Origin of the sequence: Streptomyces sp. CAU 1734, assembly GCF_039888735.1 — a bacterium.
Taxonomy (GTDB): domain Bacteria; phylum Actinomycetota; class Actinomycetes; order Streptomycetales; family Streptomycetaceae; genus Streptomyces.
In genome coordinates this window covers 212795-228906 of sequence record NZ_JBDQQP010000003.1, presented here as the reverse complement: position 1 = coordinate 228906, position 16112 = coordinate 212795, and the positions used below count along the sequence as shown (strand labels likewise).

The 16112-nt window shown below is 74.0% G+C and carries 13 protein-coding genes; 5 read left to right on the top strand and 8 right to left on the bottom strand.

Annotation, left to right across the window (positions count from 1 at the left end):
* The first annotated feature begins 90 nt into the window (after positions 1 to 90).
* Positions 91 to 1857 (top strand): thiopeptide-type bacteriocin biosynthesis protein, encoded by a 1767-nt coding sequence (locus AAFN69_RS07165; RefSeq protein WP_347727462.1) that lies wholly within the window; start codon positions 91 to 93, stop codon positions 1855 to 1857.
* A 9-nt stretch (positions 1858 to 1866) separates the two neighbouring features.
* Here AAFN69_RS07165 and AAFN69_RS07160 read toward each other — a convergent pair whose 3' ends face one another.
* The 7 genes from AAFN69_RS07160 to AAFN69_RS07130 all read right to left on the bottom strand — a co-directional run bounded on the left by AAFN69_RS07160 (position 1867) and on the right by AAFN69_RS07130 (position 10021).
* Positions 1867 to 2766: a LysR family transcriptional regulator gene (locus AAFN69_RS07160; RefSeq protein WP_347727461.1), complete on the bottom strand. Its 900-nt coding sequence runs from the start codon at positions 2764 to 2766 to the stop codon at positions 1867 to 1869.
* Between the two features lie 208 nt (positions 2767 to 2974).
* Positions 2975 to 3919 carry a DUF3048 domain-containing protein gene (locus AAFN69_RS07155; protein ID WP_347727460.1) on the bottom strand — a complete coding sequence of 315 codons (945 nt, stop codon included), beginning with the start codon at positions 3917 to 3919 and terminating at the stop codon, positions 2975 to 2977.
* A 195-nt stretch (positions 3920 to 4114) separates the two neighbouring features.
* The gene (locus tag AAFN69_RS07150) at positions 4115 to 5395 is read right to left on the bottom strand and encodes an MFS transporter (RefSeq protein WP_347727459.1); all 1281 of its coding nucleotides are present in this window, start codon (positions 5393 to 5395) and stop codon (positions 4115 to 4117) included.
* Positions 5396 to 6065: 670 nt separating this feature from the next.
* The gene (locus AAFN69_RS07145; RefSeq protein ID WP_347727458.1) at positions 6066 to 6779 is read right to left on the bottom strand and encodes a hypothetical protein; all 714 of its coding nucleotides are present in this window, start codon (positions 6777 to 6779) and stop codon (positions 6066 to 6068) included.
* Between the two features lie 95 nt (positions 6780 to 6874).
* Positions 6875 to 7951 (bottom strand): alkene reductase, encoded by a 1077-nt coding sequence (locus AAFN69_RS07140; protein WP_347727457.1) that lies wholly within the window; start codon positions 7949 to 7951, stop codon positions 6875 to 6877.
* 29 nt (positions 7952 to 7980) lie between these two features.
* Positions 7981 to 8976, bottom strand: a complete 996-nt coding sequence (locus tag AAFN69_RS07135) for an LLM class flavin-dependent oxidoreductase (protein WP_347727456.1) — start codon at positions 8974 to 8976, stop codon at positions 7981 to 7983.
* Positions 8977 to 9094: 118 nt separating this feature from the next.
* Positions 9095 to 10021, bottom strand: a complete 927-nt coding sequence (locus tag AAFN69_RS07130) for a zinc-binding dehydrogenase (RefSeq protein WP_347727455.1) — start codon at positions 10019 to 10021, stop codon at positions 9095 to 9097.
* A gap of 144 nt (positions 10022 to 10165) precedes the next feature.
* Here AAFN69_RS07130 and AAFN69_RS07125 point away from each other — a divergent pair, with 144 nt between their 5' ends.
* Positions 10166 to 10867, top strand: a complete 702-nt coding sequence (locus AAFN69_RS07125; protein ID WP_347727454.1) for a TetR family transcriptional regulator — start codon at positions 10166 to 10168, stop codon at positions 10865 to 10867.
* A gap of 105 nt (positions 10868 to 10972) precedes the next feature.
* Here AAFN69_RS07125 and AAFN69_RS07120 read toward each other — a convergent pair whose 3' ends face one another.
* Positions 10973 to 11737, bottom strand: coding sequence for a hypothetical protein (locus AAFN69_RS07120; protein WP_347727453.1), 765 nt, complete (start codon positions 11735 to 11737; stop codon positions 10973 to 10975).
* A gap of 165 nt (positions 11738 to 11902) precedes the next feature.
* Here AAFN69_RS07120 and AAFN69_RS07115 point away from each other — a divergent pair, with 165 nt between their 5' ends.
* From AAFN69_RS07115 to AAFN69_RS07105, 3 genes are all read left to right on the top strand, one after another.
* Complete coding sequence (locus AAFN69_RS07115) at positions 11903 to 12505, top strand: TetR family transcriptional regulator (RefSeq protein ID WP_347727452.1); 603 nt, start codon at positions 11903 to 11905, stop codon at positions 12503 to 12505.
* A gap of 717 nt (positions 12506 to 13222) precedes the next feature.
* Entirely contained in the window at positions 13223 to 14665 is a 1443-nt protein-coding gene (locus AAFN69_RS07110; RefSeq protein ID WP_347727451.1) for an aldehyde dehydrogenase family protein, read from the top strand.
* Between the two features lie 135 nt (positions 14666 to 14800).
* Entirely contained in the window at positions 14801 to 16060 is a 1260-nt protein-coding gene (locus AAFN69_RS07105) for an acyl-CoA dehydrogenase family protein (RefSeq protein ID WP_347727450.1), read from the top strand.
* Positions 16061 to 16112 lie beyond the last annotated feature (52 nt).

Below are 16112 nucleotides of genomic sequence, written 5' to 3'. Positions count from 1 at the left end.
TCCCCGCCGGGGCCGCTCTCCCCGCCCGGGAGGCGGTCCCCCGTACCGCCTCCACCCCTCCCGCGACGCGCCGAGCGAACTGGACATCAAGTGACGGACTCCACCGATGTGACGACCGAACTCCCGGCACCGGCCGCCGCCTCCCCGCGGGCCGCCGGCTGGCTCAGCCTGCACTGCTTTCTGCGGTCCGCCCCCGAGGTCACCGACGCCTTTCTGCACGACGGCCTCGCACCGCTGCTCGACGGACTCGTCGCCGGGGGCAGGGCCGGCGGCTGGTTCTTCATCCGCTACGACGAGGGCGGTCCCCATCTGCGCGTCCGGGTGCGGGGAGCGGACCCGGAGGCGGCCGCTTCGCTGCCCGGGACGCTGGCGCGCCTGACGGGACGGCTGCCGGTCGCCGATGCCTGGCGGGCACGGGGGGAGGATCTCGGCGGGCCGGACGGCACACCGCTGGGCCGGCACGGCGAGATCCGCCCGGAACCCTATGTGCCGGAGACCGCGCGGTACGGCGGCCCGGACGCCCTCCCGGTCGCGGAGGAGGTGTTCCTGCTCTCCAGCAAGGTCGCGGTGGGCGCGCTGGCGGACGCCCCGCGCGGCAGCGCACGGCTCGCCCTCGCCGTCGATTTCGCCCACACCACGGCGCTCGCCTGCGGAATGGATCCGCTGACGGCCGCCCAGTGGCTGCGCCGCCACGCGGCCGGCTGGCGATGGGTCGAGGAGATGGCCCTGCTCGGCCCGCAGCACATCCACGCCAGGGTCAATCAGGTGTACGCGCTTCAGCGCGAGGCTCTCGCGGCCCGGGCCGATTCGGTGCGGCGGGGGCTGGCGGACGGCACGGCACCGGGCCCGCTGCTGGAGTGGTACAGCGGTGTCCGGGCGGCCGACGGGGAGCTGCGGACCCGCTGCCCCGGGACGGACCGGCCCCGGGTGTGGGCCTCCCAGCTGCACATGCTCTTCAACCGGCTGGGAACGGCGCCCGACGAGGAGCGCGCCGTCTGCCGGCTCGCCGCGCGCACGCTTCTCGACCGGGGCGACGAGGCGTCGTTCTTCCCGGCCGGGCATCTGTCGCCCGACCGGCAGTATCTGGAGCGGAGCAAGTTCCAGCTGGGACGCGAACAGGACTCGGCGGCCCGGGTGACGGCTCCCGCCGGTCCGGTCCCGGCCGGGGCTCCCGGTCCGGACGACATCCCCCTCCCGGCCGGTCCGCTCCCCGACACGAGCCTGCGCACCGTGATGACCAGCCGGGTCTCGCGGCGCGGTGCGCTGACCGGGCCGCTGGACGCCACGACACTGGGCACCCTGCTGTGGGGCGCGCATGCCTTCGGCCACACCTCGGTCCACCCGCTCCCGGACGGGGGCCGGGCGCTGATGCACCATCGCTCCTATCCGAGCCCCGGCGCCCTGTACACCGCCGGTATCCGGCTGATCGTCCTCGATGTCGGCGGTCTGGAGCCCGGCACCTATCAGTGTGTGCCGGAGCGGCGGTGCTTGCGGTACATCGGCCCGGCGCCCGCCGCGGAGGAGATCAGGGCCCTCTCGTCCTATCTGTCCCGCCCCGCCGGGGATCCCGACGGCATCGTCGCGGAAGGGCTCCCGGTGCTCCTCGGGCTGTACGCGGACCTCGGCCGGCTCCGGCGGCGGTACGGGCTGCGCGCCCTGCGTCTGGGGCTTCTGGAGTCGGGACATCTGGCGCAGTCGCTGCTCCTCGCGGCCACCGCGCTCGGTCTCGGGACCACCCCGCTCGGCGGGTTCCGTGACGAGCTGGCGCACGAGGTGTTCGGGCTGGACGATCTGGACCAGCCGCTCCAGTATCTGCTGCCGATGGGCCGCCCCGGCCCGGCGGCGGAGCAGGGGTAGGGCCCGGCTCTACTCTCCGCCGGACCCGGCGGCGGCCGGCCCGGGCCACATGTCGAGAAAGGCGCGCAGGGGCGCGTTCGGCCGGCTGCCCAGCCGCCAGACGAACACCTTCCGGAAGGAGATGGCCGGCTCCAGCGGAACCACCGTGACCCGGGGATCGCCGGAGAGCGCCGGGCTCGACCGGGGAGCGAGGGCGATGCCGAAGTTCTCCGCGACCAGGGAGAGCTGGAGCGCCACATTGTTGGTCGCGCAGGCGATGTCGAGCCGCAGCCCGCGGGCCTCGAAGGCGGCGCTGATGAATCCGTGGACGCCGCTGTCGGGCCCGTAGGTGATGACGGGTCCCCGTGACACCTCCTCAAGGGTCAGCGGCCGGCCGGCCGTACCGCTCCCGGCGGGGAGGACGGCGACGATCCGGTCCCGCAGCAGGACGCGGGATCCGAGCACCCGGGACATGTCCTCCCGGGGCTCCGCCACGACCGCCCCGTCCAGGGTCCCGCCGCGGACCGCCGCCAGCAGGGACGGACTCGACGATCCGGTGAACTCGACCGTCACCCCCGGGTGGCGGCGGTGGTACTCCCCCAGCAGCCGGGGAAGCCGGGTGCCCTCCAGGCTGCCGACGGTGCCGAGTGCGAGGGAGCCGCCGAGCAGCCCGGCACGGCCGGCGAACTCCACGGACGCGGCTCTCGCCGCCGCGAGACAGGCCCGCGCGTGCGGCAGCAGGGCGGCACCGCCGGCCGTGAGCACGACCCGCCGGTGCAGACGGTCGAAGAGCGGCTCGCCCAGCTCCTTCTCCAGGCTCCGGATCTGCTGGCTGATCGCGGGCTGAACGACATGACAGCGGGCGGCCGCTCTGGTGAAAGACCCCTCTTCCGCCACGGCGACGAAATATTCGAGCGTCCGCAACTCCATACCGGCAACGTTAGCAACGGGGCGCCGCCGCACCGTCCGCCGCAACCGCGCCCGGTGGCGCGGTGGTTGAGGCCGTTTCGGTCAGCGCCCTCGATCACCGGTCGCCGCTGACGGCCGCCGTCGGCGCTGCCCCCTGGACGTGCGCGGGCCGACGGCCGGGGCACTTCAGGGGCCGGCGGCGAGAGGCGGGGCGCCGCTCGCCGGTCCGTCAGCGGGACACCAGCATCACCCATACGGGCCCGTCCGCGATGTTCAGCGGATCGCCGTCCGGGGTGGTGAAGGATGTTCCGGACTCCGCCGACGGGCGTTTCCACTCACCCCGGTGGGCCTGTCCGCCCCGCAGCACCTCGGCACTGCCGGAGCCCACGGTCACGGTCAGCGGGGTGTTGTTGCCCATGAAGTCCCGGAACCGGGACTCCCTGATCTCGACCCGCTGGACGATGACGGTCGCCGCCGTCACCGGCGTGCCGTCCGGCTCGGCCGCCGGGCGGCCGTCCATCGCGATCAGCCAGCGCCCCCGGCCGGCGGACCAGGTGAAGGTGAACCGGGCGCTGGGCAGGCGCACGGTGCGCTCGTTCACCCGCTCCCCGCCGCCGGGCGCCGGGCCCTCGCGGAATCCGGCCCGCTCCAGGGCCACGGCCCCGGCCGGCCGGTTCTGCACCCGGGGCGGGCGCACATAGAGGTTGTACGGGGCCGTCCGCGCCGGATCACGGGTGAAGGCGCCCGCCGGGGCGTCACCGGGAGTCACGGGCCGCAGTGGGGCGTCGGCGATCAGCGGCAGCAGTTTGGACTGGGCGCCGGAGAACACCAGTGTCGGCTCCGGGAACTGCGCCAGCAGTTCGAGGTCCGACTCCCGGGCGCTGCGGACCGGCCCCACGGAGCCCGGCAGCCGGGTCGCGTACAGCGCCATCAGCCGGCTGAGCCCCGCCTCGACCTGTTCCACGTACACCACGTCCGCGGCGTTCAGCCCGGTCTGGGGCCTGGCCTGCGGAGCGTTGTCGATCTTCACGGCGAGCACCGGTCCCGCCGGCGAGGGGGACGACTCCGCCGGCGGCTCGTCCGAGCCGTCCGAGCATGCGCTCAGCAGCAGGGCGAGTACCGCCGCGGCTATGACGCCGGGCGCACCGCACCGTGTTCGGGCCGACCGTTTCATCTGTGCATGCACCCCCGGAGGCGAGCGTGGCTCCCACCGTACGCCCGCGGGGGCGGCCGGACCTCCCGGATTGCTCCCTTCGGGTCGGCGGGGCCGGGCGGCGCGCACGCGGCGCCGCGCGGCCCCCGCCGGCCCGGCTCCGGACGCCCGGCGGGCGGGCCGGTGCGTCCGGTGCGACGCGGCGGACGGACGCCGTTACCGCACGGCCGGTTCGCCGGCGTCCCGCGGCGCGGTGAGCGGCTCGGGAACCGGCCCGCCGGTGGTGGACACGGCTTTCCGCGGCCTTTGTACGGCGCAGGCCAGGGCCGTCAGCAGGGTGACGCCGCCGGCCAGCGCGAAGCACACGCCCAGCGGGAGTCGTCCCACCAGCAGCCCGGCCGCCGCGGTGCCGCCCGAAATCCCCGCGTTCACGGCCGTGTTGACCCAGGCGCCCGCCTGGGTGCGGCGCTCCGGCGGCGCCATCTCGTCCGCCAGCAGATACGCCGTGGTGAGGGCGGGTGCCACGAAGAAACCGGCACACGCCACCGCGGCGGTCAGTGTCACCAGGCCCGGCGCGAGTCCGGCGGCGGCCAGGGCGAGACCCAGCCCCACGGCCAGCAGCGGCAGCCGCACCCGGGCGCTGACGCGCCAGGTGACGGCACCGTTCAGCAGACCGCCGGCGGCGCTGCCCGCCGAGAGGGCCGCGAGCACCCAGGCGACCACCGCGTCGCCGTGGTGCCGCTCGGCGGCGAAGGCGAGGACGAGCAGGTCCATGGCGCCCAGCGCCAGCCCGACGCCGGCCGCCACCAGGGGCGCGATCAGTCCCGGACCGCCCCGGCCGCGCGCCGGGGAATCGCCCGCGGCCCGGCCGGCCGCGGCCGGCCGCATGTTCCGCACGGCCGGCGAGAGGACGAACGCGCAGGTGCCCACGGCCACCAGCAGCGCGCTCGCCGCGATGCCGGCGGCCGGGGGCAGGATCTGCACCAGGGCGCCGACCAGCAGCGGACCGGAGACGAACAGCATCTCCTCCGCCACACTGTCCAGGCTGAACGCCCGCTGGATCAGGGCTGGTTCATCGGTGAGCTCACGCCAGACGGCCCGCATCGAGGGACCGAGCGGCGGCGCCGCGGCACCAGCGGCGGCGGCCAGGGCGCCGAGTACGGGGGCGGCGGCGCCGGGCCGCCAGGTGGCCGCGGCCAGGGCGCCGAGGAGACCCGCGTGGAGCAGGGCCATCGGCAGCAGAGCGGTGCGCGGTCCGTGGCGGTCGACGAGGGCGGCCCGGAAGGGGGAGAGGAAGACGCTGGTGGCGCCGAAGAGCGCCAGGACGGTGCCGGCCACCGCGTAGGAGCCGGTGGAGCGGGTCACCGCCAGCATCACGGAGAGCCCGACGATGCCGTACGAGAGCCGCCCGAGCAGGGCGGCGGCGAAGGTGCGTCGGGCGTGGGGAAGGCGGAGGACGGCGGCATAGGAAGGCCGCCCGGCAACGGGCTGAGACATGGGGAAGTCCTCGGTCGAGGCGGAAGAAGGGACGCCGGAGTGCCGCGAGCGCGGTGCGCGGTCGCGGGGCTTCGGGCGTGCCTACGCCATGAGGAAGGACATGGGAGTGAATTTAGCAGCGGGGAACGAGTGCCGGCAGCTCCGGATGATCACATACCGGCCACGATGCGGGGAGGTTCGCGCCGGCGGAGGCGTATGCGCACCCTTCAGCCGCCGGAACCGCCGGAACCGCCGTGACCAGCGGGGCGATGGGGCGCCGGCCTCGGCGGGGGCGCCCTCGCCGCTGACGAAGCCGTGACCGCCGGTCTTCCGTACGGGTCACCTTCTCCGGCGCCGGGGCCCCGAGGAGCCGAGGGCGCGGTCGGTGACGGTGCTCGCCTCCTCGGCGGGTTCGCCGGTGGCGGAGAGCTCACCCCCTCGCCCCGACCCGGGTCCGGCCGTTGGCGAGGAAGCCGCTGCCCCGGGCGATCAGAGCGGCCCGGGAACCCCCGTACACATCACTGCGGTCGGGCGGCGGCCCGTCGGCTGTCGTCGTGTCCGCGCGGTACGGGGGAGTTGACCATCGCCGAGTCGCGGGCGGGCGCGATGGCGCGCCGACGCCGCGCTCCGGATGTCCGCGCTCCCGGGACGGATGAGGTTTCCGCGGGAGCGGCCCGGCGGGGTGCCGCTCTCAAAGCCGCCACCACCAGGCTTCCAGCTCCGGGCAGCCGGCGAACTCCGCGGGGACCGCATGCGGCGACCGCTGTGCGTCGGAGAGGACGCCGGTGCGGCGGACCACGGCGCGCAGCTCTCGCACGGCCGGCATCCCGGCGAGCTCGTCGACATCGAAGGGGCAGCCGGCGGGGCCGCCGACAAGGATCTCGCAGCCGAACGCGTACCACATGGCGATGAGTTCACGGTCCCGCTCCCGCTCGGCGGCGACCGCGATCTCGCGGACGGCTTCGACGAGCGGGACGGGGCGCGGCGGGGCGGCGTCGGGGCCGCTCAGTTCACCGGCGGCGGTCATCCGCCGCCACAGTGCGGTGCCGGCGTCGCAGTAGAGGAACGGCGGGTCGATGTAGCCGTCCTCCAGCCAGGATTCGTACCCGTCGAAGCCGGGTGCCTCCTCGTCGAGGACGCGCAGGCCGGTGAATTCGGTGAGTCCGTCGAAGTACTCGCGCCGTCCGGCGTGGTCGGGGTGCCGGGCGACCGGGAAGCGGTAGGTGTAGCGGCGGCGCAGCAGGATGTCCATCACCCGGAAGTGGGTGAACGAGCAGTCGTACACGCTCTGGAAGCCGTACAGCGCCGCGAACCAGTCGCGGACGCGCGGGTCGTCCGGCTCCGTGTGGTCGTCCAGGACACGGATCGAGTCCGCGACCAGGTCCTCGATCTCATGCGCGGACATCGGGTTCTCCCTCCTCGAACGGGCGACGCCCGGAATCGGCCACAAGGTACCCGACCGGGCCGGGAGCCCCGCGCGGGCGGGGCTCCCGGCGGGTGTCAGCCCTCCGCGCCGAGGGTGGGGTAGTCGGTGTAGCCGTGGGCTCCCCCGCCGTAGAAGCCCGTCCGCCGGGCCTCGTTGAGGGGTGCGCCGATACGGCAGCGGTCGACCAGGTCGGGGTTGGCGAGGAAGTCCCGGCCGAAGGAGACCAGGTCCGCGCCCCGGGCGAGGGCGCCCGCGGCGGCCTCCGGCTTGTCCCGGTCGGCCGGGAGCGGGGTGATCATCAGCGGGGCGGGCCACAGCTCCCTGATGGCCGTGTCCAGTGCGGTGCCCGTCTCGCCGTGGTGCAGATAGGCGATCCCGAGCGGCGCGAGCGCGCCCACCAGGGCCGTGTAGGTGCCGTACGGGTCGGCCTCGGCGAGGTCGCCGAAGGGGTTGGACGGCGAGACGCGCACCCCGACCCGGTGCGGGCCGATGGCGTCCGCGACGGCCCCGGTGATCGCGGCGGTGAGCCGGATCCGGCCCTCGGTGTCCCCGCCCCAGCGGTCCGTGCGGAGGTTGGTGTTCTCCGCGAGGAACTGGTGGAGCAGATAGCCGTTGGCGGCGTGGATCTCCACCCCGTCCAGGCCGGCGGCGACCGCCCGGCCCGCTGCGCGGACGAAGTCTCCGACCAGCTCCCGGATCTCCGCTTCGGTGAGTGCCCGCGGGGTGACGGCCGGCACCCGGCCGCCCGGGGTGTGGACGAGGGTGCCGGCGGCCACCGCCGAGGGGGCCACCGGTGCGGCTCCCCCGGGCAGGAAGTCCGGGTGGGCCAGCCGGCCCGCGTGCATGAGCTGGAGGAAGACATGTCCGCCCGCCGCGTGCACCCGGTCGGCCACCCGCGCCCAGCCGTCCTGGTGGGCGTCGGTGAACAGGCCCGGCGCGCCGGGGCCGATGGCTCCGGCGGCGGACGGGTGGGTGCCCTCGGCCACGATCAGCCCCGCCGATGCCCGCTGGGCGTAGTAGTCCGCCATCAGCGTGCCGGGGGTGCCGGCGGAATCCGCTCGGGCGCGGCTCATCGGTGCCATGACCATCCGGTTGGGCAGGGTGAGGTCGCCGAGCCGGACGGGCTCGAAGAGGGCGGCGGGGGCGTTCACGGCGGGTCCTTTCCGGGGGATCTGCGGGGTCAGTGGTTCCAGGCCCTGGCGAGCAGTTCGTACGAGCGGAGCCGGGCTTCGAAGTCCCATGCCTCGCTGACGATCATCAGTTCGTCGGCGTCCGTGCGGTCGGCGAGGTCCGCCAGGCCGCGGCGGACGGTGTCCGGTGTGCCGGTGAAGGACTCGGCGAGCATGGCGTTCACCGTCGCCGCCTCCTGCGGGGCCCAGACGGCGTCGATGTCGTCGACCGGCGGCAGGAATTCCATGCCGCCCCGGAAGTGGGTGAGGAATTTCTGCCGCATGGTGCTGAAGATCCTCACCGCCTCGGTGTCGGTGTCGGCGACCACCGCGTTGGCCGCGACGATCGCGTACGGCTTCGCCATGGCCGCCGACGGGCGGAACGCGGTCCGGTACAGGTCGAGCGCGGGCAGGAGCTGGTCGGGCGAGAAGTGGGAGGCGAAGACGAACGGCAGTCCCTCGCGGGCGGCGAGGGCCGCGCCGAAGGTGCTGGAGCCGAGGATGTACACGGGCAGGTCGACGCCCTCGCCGGGGATCGCGCGGACCTTGCGCTCGGCGCTGCCGGGAGCGAGGTAGCCGCGGAGTTCCGCGGTCTGCTCGGGGAAGTCGGCGCCGCCGCGGTGCTCGCGCCGCAGGGCGCGGGTGGTCCAGGGGTCGGTGCCGGGGGCCCGGCCGAGGCCGAGGTCGATCCGGCCGGGGTGGTAGGTGGCGAGGGTGCCGAACTGCTCGGCGACCACGTACGGGGCGTGGTTGGGGAGCATGATGCCGCCCGCGCCGACCCTGATCCGCTCGGTGGCCGCGGCCACCCGGCCGATGATGATCGAGGTCGCGGAGCTGGCCATCGCCGGGGTGTTGTGGTGCTCGGAGATCCAGAAGCGGCGGTATCCGTGCGCCTCGGCGGCGCGGGCGAGCGCGACGGTGTTCTCCAGCGCCTCGGCGGCGGGCCGGCCCTTGCGGATCGGGGCGAGGTCGAGGACGGAGAGCGGGATGTCGGAGTGGCGGGTCATTGCGGTTCTTTCGCGGTGGGCGCGGGTGGTCCCCGCGCGGGGGTGTGAGGGGCGGGGCCCGGTTCCGTCGCCGGAACCGGGCCGTGGCGGGCACGGCGGCCCGGGGCTCTCCCCGGGGTCAGGAGAGGTCCAGGACGGCCTTTCCGGCCAGCCGGCTCTCGCGTACGGCGCCGAGCGTGCCGGCGGCGTCGGTCCAGTCGCCGCGGGAGGCGATGTGCGTACGCAGCCTGCCGGCGGCCACCTCGGCGGCGAGCCAGGTCAGGTCGGTGTCGATACCGCCGCCGGTCATCTCGAAGAAGGTGACGATCGTGCGGTCCCGGCGCGCCGGGTCGGCGAGCAGGGTGCCCGGTTCGAAGACCGCGGTGCCCCCGGAGGCGGCGCCCGTCAGGACGAGCGTGCCGCCCTCGCCGAGCGCGTCGAAGTACGCGGCGAGGCCGGGGCCGCCGACCTGGTCGAGCACACCGTCGACGGGCGCGGTGAGCTCCTCGGGTCCGGTGACGACCTCATGGGCGCCGAGGGCGCGCAGCTCGTCCGCCGCCTCGGGCCGGCGGGCGGCGGCGATCACGCGCGCGCCGCCCCGGGCGGCGAGCTGGACGGCGAACCGGCCGACCGCGCCCGTGGCGCCGTTGACCAGGACCCGCCGGCCCAGGATCGGGCCCAGCCTGCGCAGAGCGCGCAGCGCGGTTCCGCCGGAGACGGGCAGGGTGCTCGTCTCCCCGAGGTCGGCGCCCTCGGGCACGGTGCCCATCAGCGCGGTGTCGACGGCCCGCAGCTCCGCCCAGCCCTCGCTGAGGCCGAGCGTGGTCACGGGGGTGCCGGCCGCCGGTCCCGAGCCGTCGGCGGCGGCCCGCTCGACCACCCCGGAGGCGTCCCAGCCGATCACCGCGCCGTCGGGCGCGCCGGGAAGGATGTAGCGGAATTCGGCCGGATTGGGCGAGATCGCGGCGACCCGGACGAGTGCCTGGTGGGGCGCGGGGACGGGGTCGGGCGCTTCGGCGAGGCGCAGCTGCCCCGGGGCGGAGCGGTCGACGATCAGGGCACGCACGGGATTCCTCCGGTTGATCTCTGGGACGGGTCGGGCCACGAAGAACGAATACAATAATGACACTCAGTGGCACTTACCTTTGATGGGCAAACGCCTCTCAGTGGCTGATCTATTCCGGGAGCGGTTCCGCCTACACTCGCCGGTATGACGACAGCGGCGGCGGCACCGGGACCCGAGGGGAAGGAGCTGCCGCTGCGCGAGCGCAAGCGGCTGCGGACCCGGCGGGCGCTGGTCGAGACCGCGCTCGCCCGGTACGCCAGGGACGGCTTCGAGCGGACGACGCTCGACGACCTCACCGACGACGTGGAGATCTCGAAGCGGACCTTCTTCCGCTACTTCGCCTCCAAGGAGGATGTGGCGCTCGCGCCGGAGAAGGAGTTCTGGACGGCCTTCCTGGACGTACTGCGGGAGGCCGAGCTGTCCGGGCCGGTCCTCGGGACACTGCACCGGACGCTGATCACTTCGCTGGAGCGGATGGAGGAGGAGTGGGAGCACCGGTTCGCGGAGAGCCGGCGACTCGTGGAGAAGACCCCGGCGCTCTCCGCACAGAGCCTCCAGCACTGCGCCGAGACCTCCGATGCCGTTCTGGAGCTGCTCTCCGTACGCCTGGGACCGCTGGGGCCGCTGGTGGCGCACGACGGCGGGCCGGACGGGCCGGGCATGGACGAGCTGCGGCTGCGGATCGCGCTGGAGATCACCGTGGCGGCCTTCCGGTGCGCGCTGCACGCCTGGTCCACGGGACCGGCGGAGACGGGCCGGCCGGAGCTGATCGCCCTGACCGGCCGTGCGTTCGCCGCCGTTCCCGGCAGTCTGGACCTCACGGTCCGGCCCGCCGGGAACGGCTGACGGCCCCGGTCCGCGAACGGCCGGGGCCACGAGACCGCCCGGCCGGAACAGTGAGAGTGTTCCGGCCGGGCGCCCGTTCACACCCTTCCGGGTCCGGGGCCGCGATCAGATCTGCGGCTTCGGGTGCGGCGGGGACACGTCGAAGGACGAGTGCGCGCCGCCCAGCGCACGGGACTCCGGCAGCCACGACGAGATGATCAGGCTGGTCCGGTCCATCAGCCGCTCGGTGCCGAGCCGCGCGGGCAGGAAGCGGCCGAAGGCGTCGAGGCGCTCCAGGTACTCCAGGCCCTTGGAGATGGCGGCGGACTGGTCGGCGTCGCCGGCCTTCTCCGCGACGGTGAGGATGCCGATCTGCTTCTCCTCCGGCTGGAACATCAGCCAGACGCTGGACAGGCCCTGCTTCTCGGCCTCGTCACGGATGGCCGGCCAGACCTCCGCCAGCAGCCGCTCGGCGCTCTCGTCCGTGTAGGAGTAGCGCTCGAACCGGTTGATGTGGTGCGAGGTGGCCATCGGCTTGAAGTCGTGCGCGCCGGTGACCTTCCAGTAGTGCTTGTCCACACCGGGGAAGCGCGACCAGAACTTCACACCGGGCTCGGGGAAGAGCTCCTCATTGGTGAAGTGGTTGTAGTCGAGAACGTTCTCCCAGGTGTCGAAGAGGTAGCGCCCGCCGATGTACTTGACGCCGGTGGCCGGGTCGAAGCGGAGCGGGGTGTACTTGTGCCGCATGCCGGGGCGGATGTCCATGTTGGGGCGCTCGCGCTCCAGCATGTCGACCAGGTCCTGGGTGGAGTGGCGGTCGTCCAGGGGGAAGTCGGACGTGAAGGCCGCCTCCGCCTTGATCGGGCCGGTCTCGTAACCGCGGACATCCATGACTGTTTCCTCTCGTTTCCTGATGGCGCATAGCGATGAACACGCGTTCCGGTCCCACAACCGGACCGCTCGGTCATGTTCTGAACCGTAGCACAACATGACCGGGTGGTCCGGTTGGCCGCTCCATGAATGTGACCGATCGGTCCGGTTATGTACGATGGAGGCATGACGAGAGCCGACGCCGTGCGCAACAGACGCCTGCTGATGGACGCCGCGACCGCCGAGTTCGCCGAGAACGGCATGGATGTGTCGATCACCCGTATCGCCGGCCGGGCCGGAATCGGCAAGGGGACGGTCTTCCGCCACTTCGACACCAAGGAACAACTGCTCGCCGAGATCTTCAGCGACCGCCTGGAGGAGCTGGTCACGGCCGGGCTCCGGCTCGCCGAATCCGACGACCCGGCCGGGGCGCTCTTCGAGTTCATGACCATCGGCACGGAGATCCAGGCCCGCGACCGCTCCTTCTGCCAGGCGGCCGCCGCACTCTCCCGCAGCGAGCCCGCCGTCCACGCCTCCCGCGAACGCCTCGCGGACGTGGCCGAGACCCTGGTCGCCGGGGCGCGGCGGGCCGGGGCGATCCGCGACGACATCACCGGCCTGGACATCGTGCTTCTGCTCAGCGCCGCCTCACAGGCCGTGCTCAGCATCAGCGAGGACGCCCCCGGCCTCTGGCGGCGCTACCTCGCCATGATCTTCGACGGCCTGCGCCCCCAAAGCGCCCGTCCGCTCCCCGTGCCCGCCCCCACCCGGGCCCAGTTCACGGGCTGACCGAGCCACCACCGCAGCCGCCCTCCCGCCGGATGACCTCGCCGGAGGGCCGTTTCGCGTGCCCGGGACCGGCCGCGAGCGGTCGGCGACAGGACCGGGGCCGTGCAGGCGAGCGGGCCAGGGGCGTTTGCGGCCTGTGTCCGTGTTCCGCTCCCCGGTGACGGCGTGAACACCGGCCGCCCGGACACCGCCCCGCCCCGCCCGGGAGTCACCCGCCGTCCTCAGCGGTCACCGCGGTCCTTCCGCCCGCCGCGAACCGCCCCGGGGGTACCCGGACGCGGACTCCCCCTCCGTGCGCTCATGGGCGACTGTCCGTGCGCCCAGTGGCGACCTGCGGCGATCTCGCCGGTCTAGCTTTCCGTCACGGCGGCGGCGAGGTCGCGGAAGCGGGAGGCGATGGCACAGCTGACGCGTGTCGAGCGTGGTCGCCCTGTCGGGACCACCGGAGGAGCCGGTCGCGGCCCCGCCCGGCGGCTCTGGGAGGCCGTGTCCGGCCTGCGCCGGCCGGAGCCGGCCGAGGGGTGGCGAGCACACCGGCACACGGCCGCCCCGGCCCGGGCGGTCATCGCGGCACACCGTCAGCAGCCGGGCGGTCGGCACGGCGGGACGGCTCCCGGCGCTCCGGCTTCCTCGGCCGTCGTCACCCCATCGAGCCATGCGGGCGAGCGGACATCCGCTCCGTCCGCCGGCTCGCTCACCTTCGAGGGAGAGAAGCACATGCGCACCGACATGCTCATCGGCGGTGAGTGGACCGCGGGGAGCGGAACCATCACCTTTCCGACCCTGAACCCGGCGACCGCTGAGGTCATCGCCGAGGTGCCCGAGGCCACCGAGGCGGATGTGGACGCGGCGGTACGGGCGGCGGCCGCGGCGTTCACCTCCCCCGAGTGGGGCGGGCTGCTGCCCGCCGCCCGGGCGAAGCTGCTGCTGCGGGTCGCGGACCTGCTGGAGGATCACGCCGGGGAAATGGCGCGGCTGGAGACCATGGACCAGGGGCAGCCGCTCAGTGTGAGCGCCGGGTTCTCGGTCCCCAACGCGGTGGAGCACTTCCGCTACTACGCGGGCTGGGTCACCAAGATCAGCGGCGTGACGACCCCGCTGTCGATTCCCGACGTCGACTACCGGTCGGTCCGGGAACCCCTCGGGGTCTGCGGGCTGATCACCCCGTGGAACTTCCCGCTGATGATCCTGGTGTGGAAGCTCGCCCCGGCCCTCGCGACCGGCAACACGGTGGTGATCAAACCGGCCGAGCAGACCCCGCTGTCCGCGCTGCGGCTGGCCGAGCTGATCGAGGAGGCCGGGGTTCCCGCCGGAGTGGTCAACGTCCTCACCGGCGGTCCGGAGGCCGGCCGTGCGCTGGTCCGCCACCCGCTGGTCAAGAAGATCTCCTTCACCGGGTCCACCGCGGCCGGGCAGGAGATCGGGGCGGAGTGCGGCCGGTCCCTCAAGAAGGTGTCGCTGGAGCTGGGCGGCAAGGCGCCGAGCGTCATCACGGCCGATGCCGACATCGACGCGGCCGTCCGGGGCAACCTGATGGGCGGGCTCCTCAACTCGGGCCAGGTGTGCGCCGCGTACACCCGCTTCTACGTCGACGGCAAGCGCCATGACGAGTTCGCGGAGAAGCTCGCGGGAGCGGCCGCCTCGCTCCGGCTCGGGAACGGGCTCCACCCCGGGACCCACCTCGGGCCCCTGGTCTCCGCCGAACAGCTCGACCAGACCGCCCACTACGTCGCCCTGGGCCGGGAGGAGGGCGCCGAACTGCTGACCGGCGGCAGCCGCCCCGACGGCGAACTGGCGTCCGGCTTCTTCCACGAGCCGACCGTCTTCGCCGGTGTCCGGCAGGACATGCGGATAGCCCGGGAGGAGATCTTCGGCCCGGTGCTCGCCGTGCTGCCGTACGAGGAGCCGGAGGAGCTGGCGGGCCTCGCCAACGACTCCGCGTACGGACTGGCCGCCGCGATCTGGTCCCGGGACATCGGGACCGCGAACCGGCTGGCCCGGCAGATCAAGGCCGGCACGGTGTGGATCAACATGACGCAGGGCCTGGACGCCGGAGCGGCCTGGGGCGGGATGAAGTCCTCCGGCCTGGGGCGCGAGATGGGCTGGGCGGCCATCGAGGCGTACACCGAGATCAAGAGCATCTGGACCAGTCACCACTGACACCGGTCGCGGTCCCGCCGGGTGCGCCGATCCGGCGGGACCGTCCTGCCGGGCGGGGCGGCACCGGACGCGCCCCCGGCCCCGAGGAGTACCCGCGCCGCCCTTCCGGCGCGCGCCGAACGAGGAGCACCCAGCATGGCCATCGACTTCACCCTCACCCCCGAGCAGCGGCAGCTTCGGCAGGACGCGCGGGACTTCGCCCACAAGGTCCTCACCGAGGTGGGTCCCGCCACCCGGCACCTCGCCGACCCCGAGGAGCGCTGGAAGGCGACCCGGCCCCTCTACGAACAGGCCGTGGCGGACGGCTGGCTGCGCCGTATCCTGCCGGCAGCGCTCGGCGGCGACAGCGCGGGCATGGTGGACTTCGCCCTGGTCGCGGAGGAGTTCGTCGCCGTCGACGCGAACGTCTCCCTCACCCTGTTCGCGGTCACCCTCGGTCTCACCCCCCTGATGGCGGCCGGGAGCCCCGGGCAGGTGCGCGAGCACTTCGGCCGGTTCCTGGAGCCTTCGGGCGCCCCGCTGGCGGCCTTCGCGTTCAGCGAGCCGGGCGGGAGCGCCAACTACGACGCCCCGGCACCCGCCGAGGGCGTCCGCACCACCGCGGTCCTCGACGAGAAGCGCGGCGAATGGGTACTCAACGGCGCGAAGAAATGGGTGTCGAGCGCCGGCGGCTGGGAGGGGAAGGGCCCCGACCTGCTGGCCGTGGTCTGCCGTACGAACCCGGACGCGTCACCGGACCGGTCGCTGTCGGTCATTCTGGTGCCCGGCCCCGTGGCCGGTCTGACCCTGGACAACAGCCTCGACCTGCTCGGCCACCGGGCGCATCAGACGCCCACGATCACCCTGCGCGATGTGCGGGTTCCGCAGGGCAATGTCCTCGGCGCGCCGGGCGCCGGCCGGGAGATCGTCGCGGGCAGCTTCGTCCCCACGGCCGCGCTGGTCGGGGTGTTCGCCCTCGCCAAGATGCGCGCGGCGTTCGAGTTCACGCTCGGCTTCGCCAAGCGGGAGCGGCGGGCGGGCGCGGTGCCGATCATCGACCACCAGGCCGTCGGCTACGCCCTCGCGGACGCGAAGTCGGCGATGGAGGCGGTGCGCTCTCTGTCCTGGCGGGCCTGTCACGCCCTGGACACCCGCGGCCCCGGGGCTGCGGAGCTGGCCCTGCACGCCAAGGTCTTCGGTTCGGAGACGGCGGTACGGGTCATCACCGATCTGATGCGGGTGGTCGGCATGGACAGCTACAGCCATGAGCACCCGCTCGCCGAGATCCTCCAGGACGCCCTCGCCTACCCCCTCTTCGACGGGGGCAACCTCGGGGTCCGCCGGCGCCAGCTGCACGCGATGCTGGCCGATCCGGCCTACGACCCGGCCGCCACCCACCTCGGCACCGCTTCTTAGCGGGGGATCGGGTCTCCACCGGTTCGCCGCACGGGACGTGCGGATCCGCGGC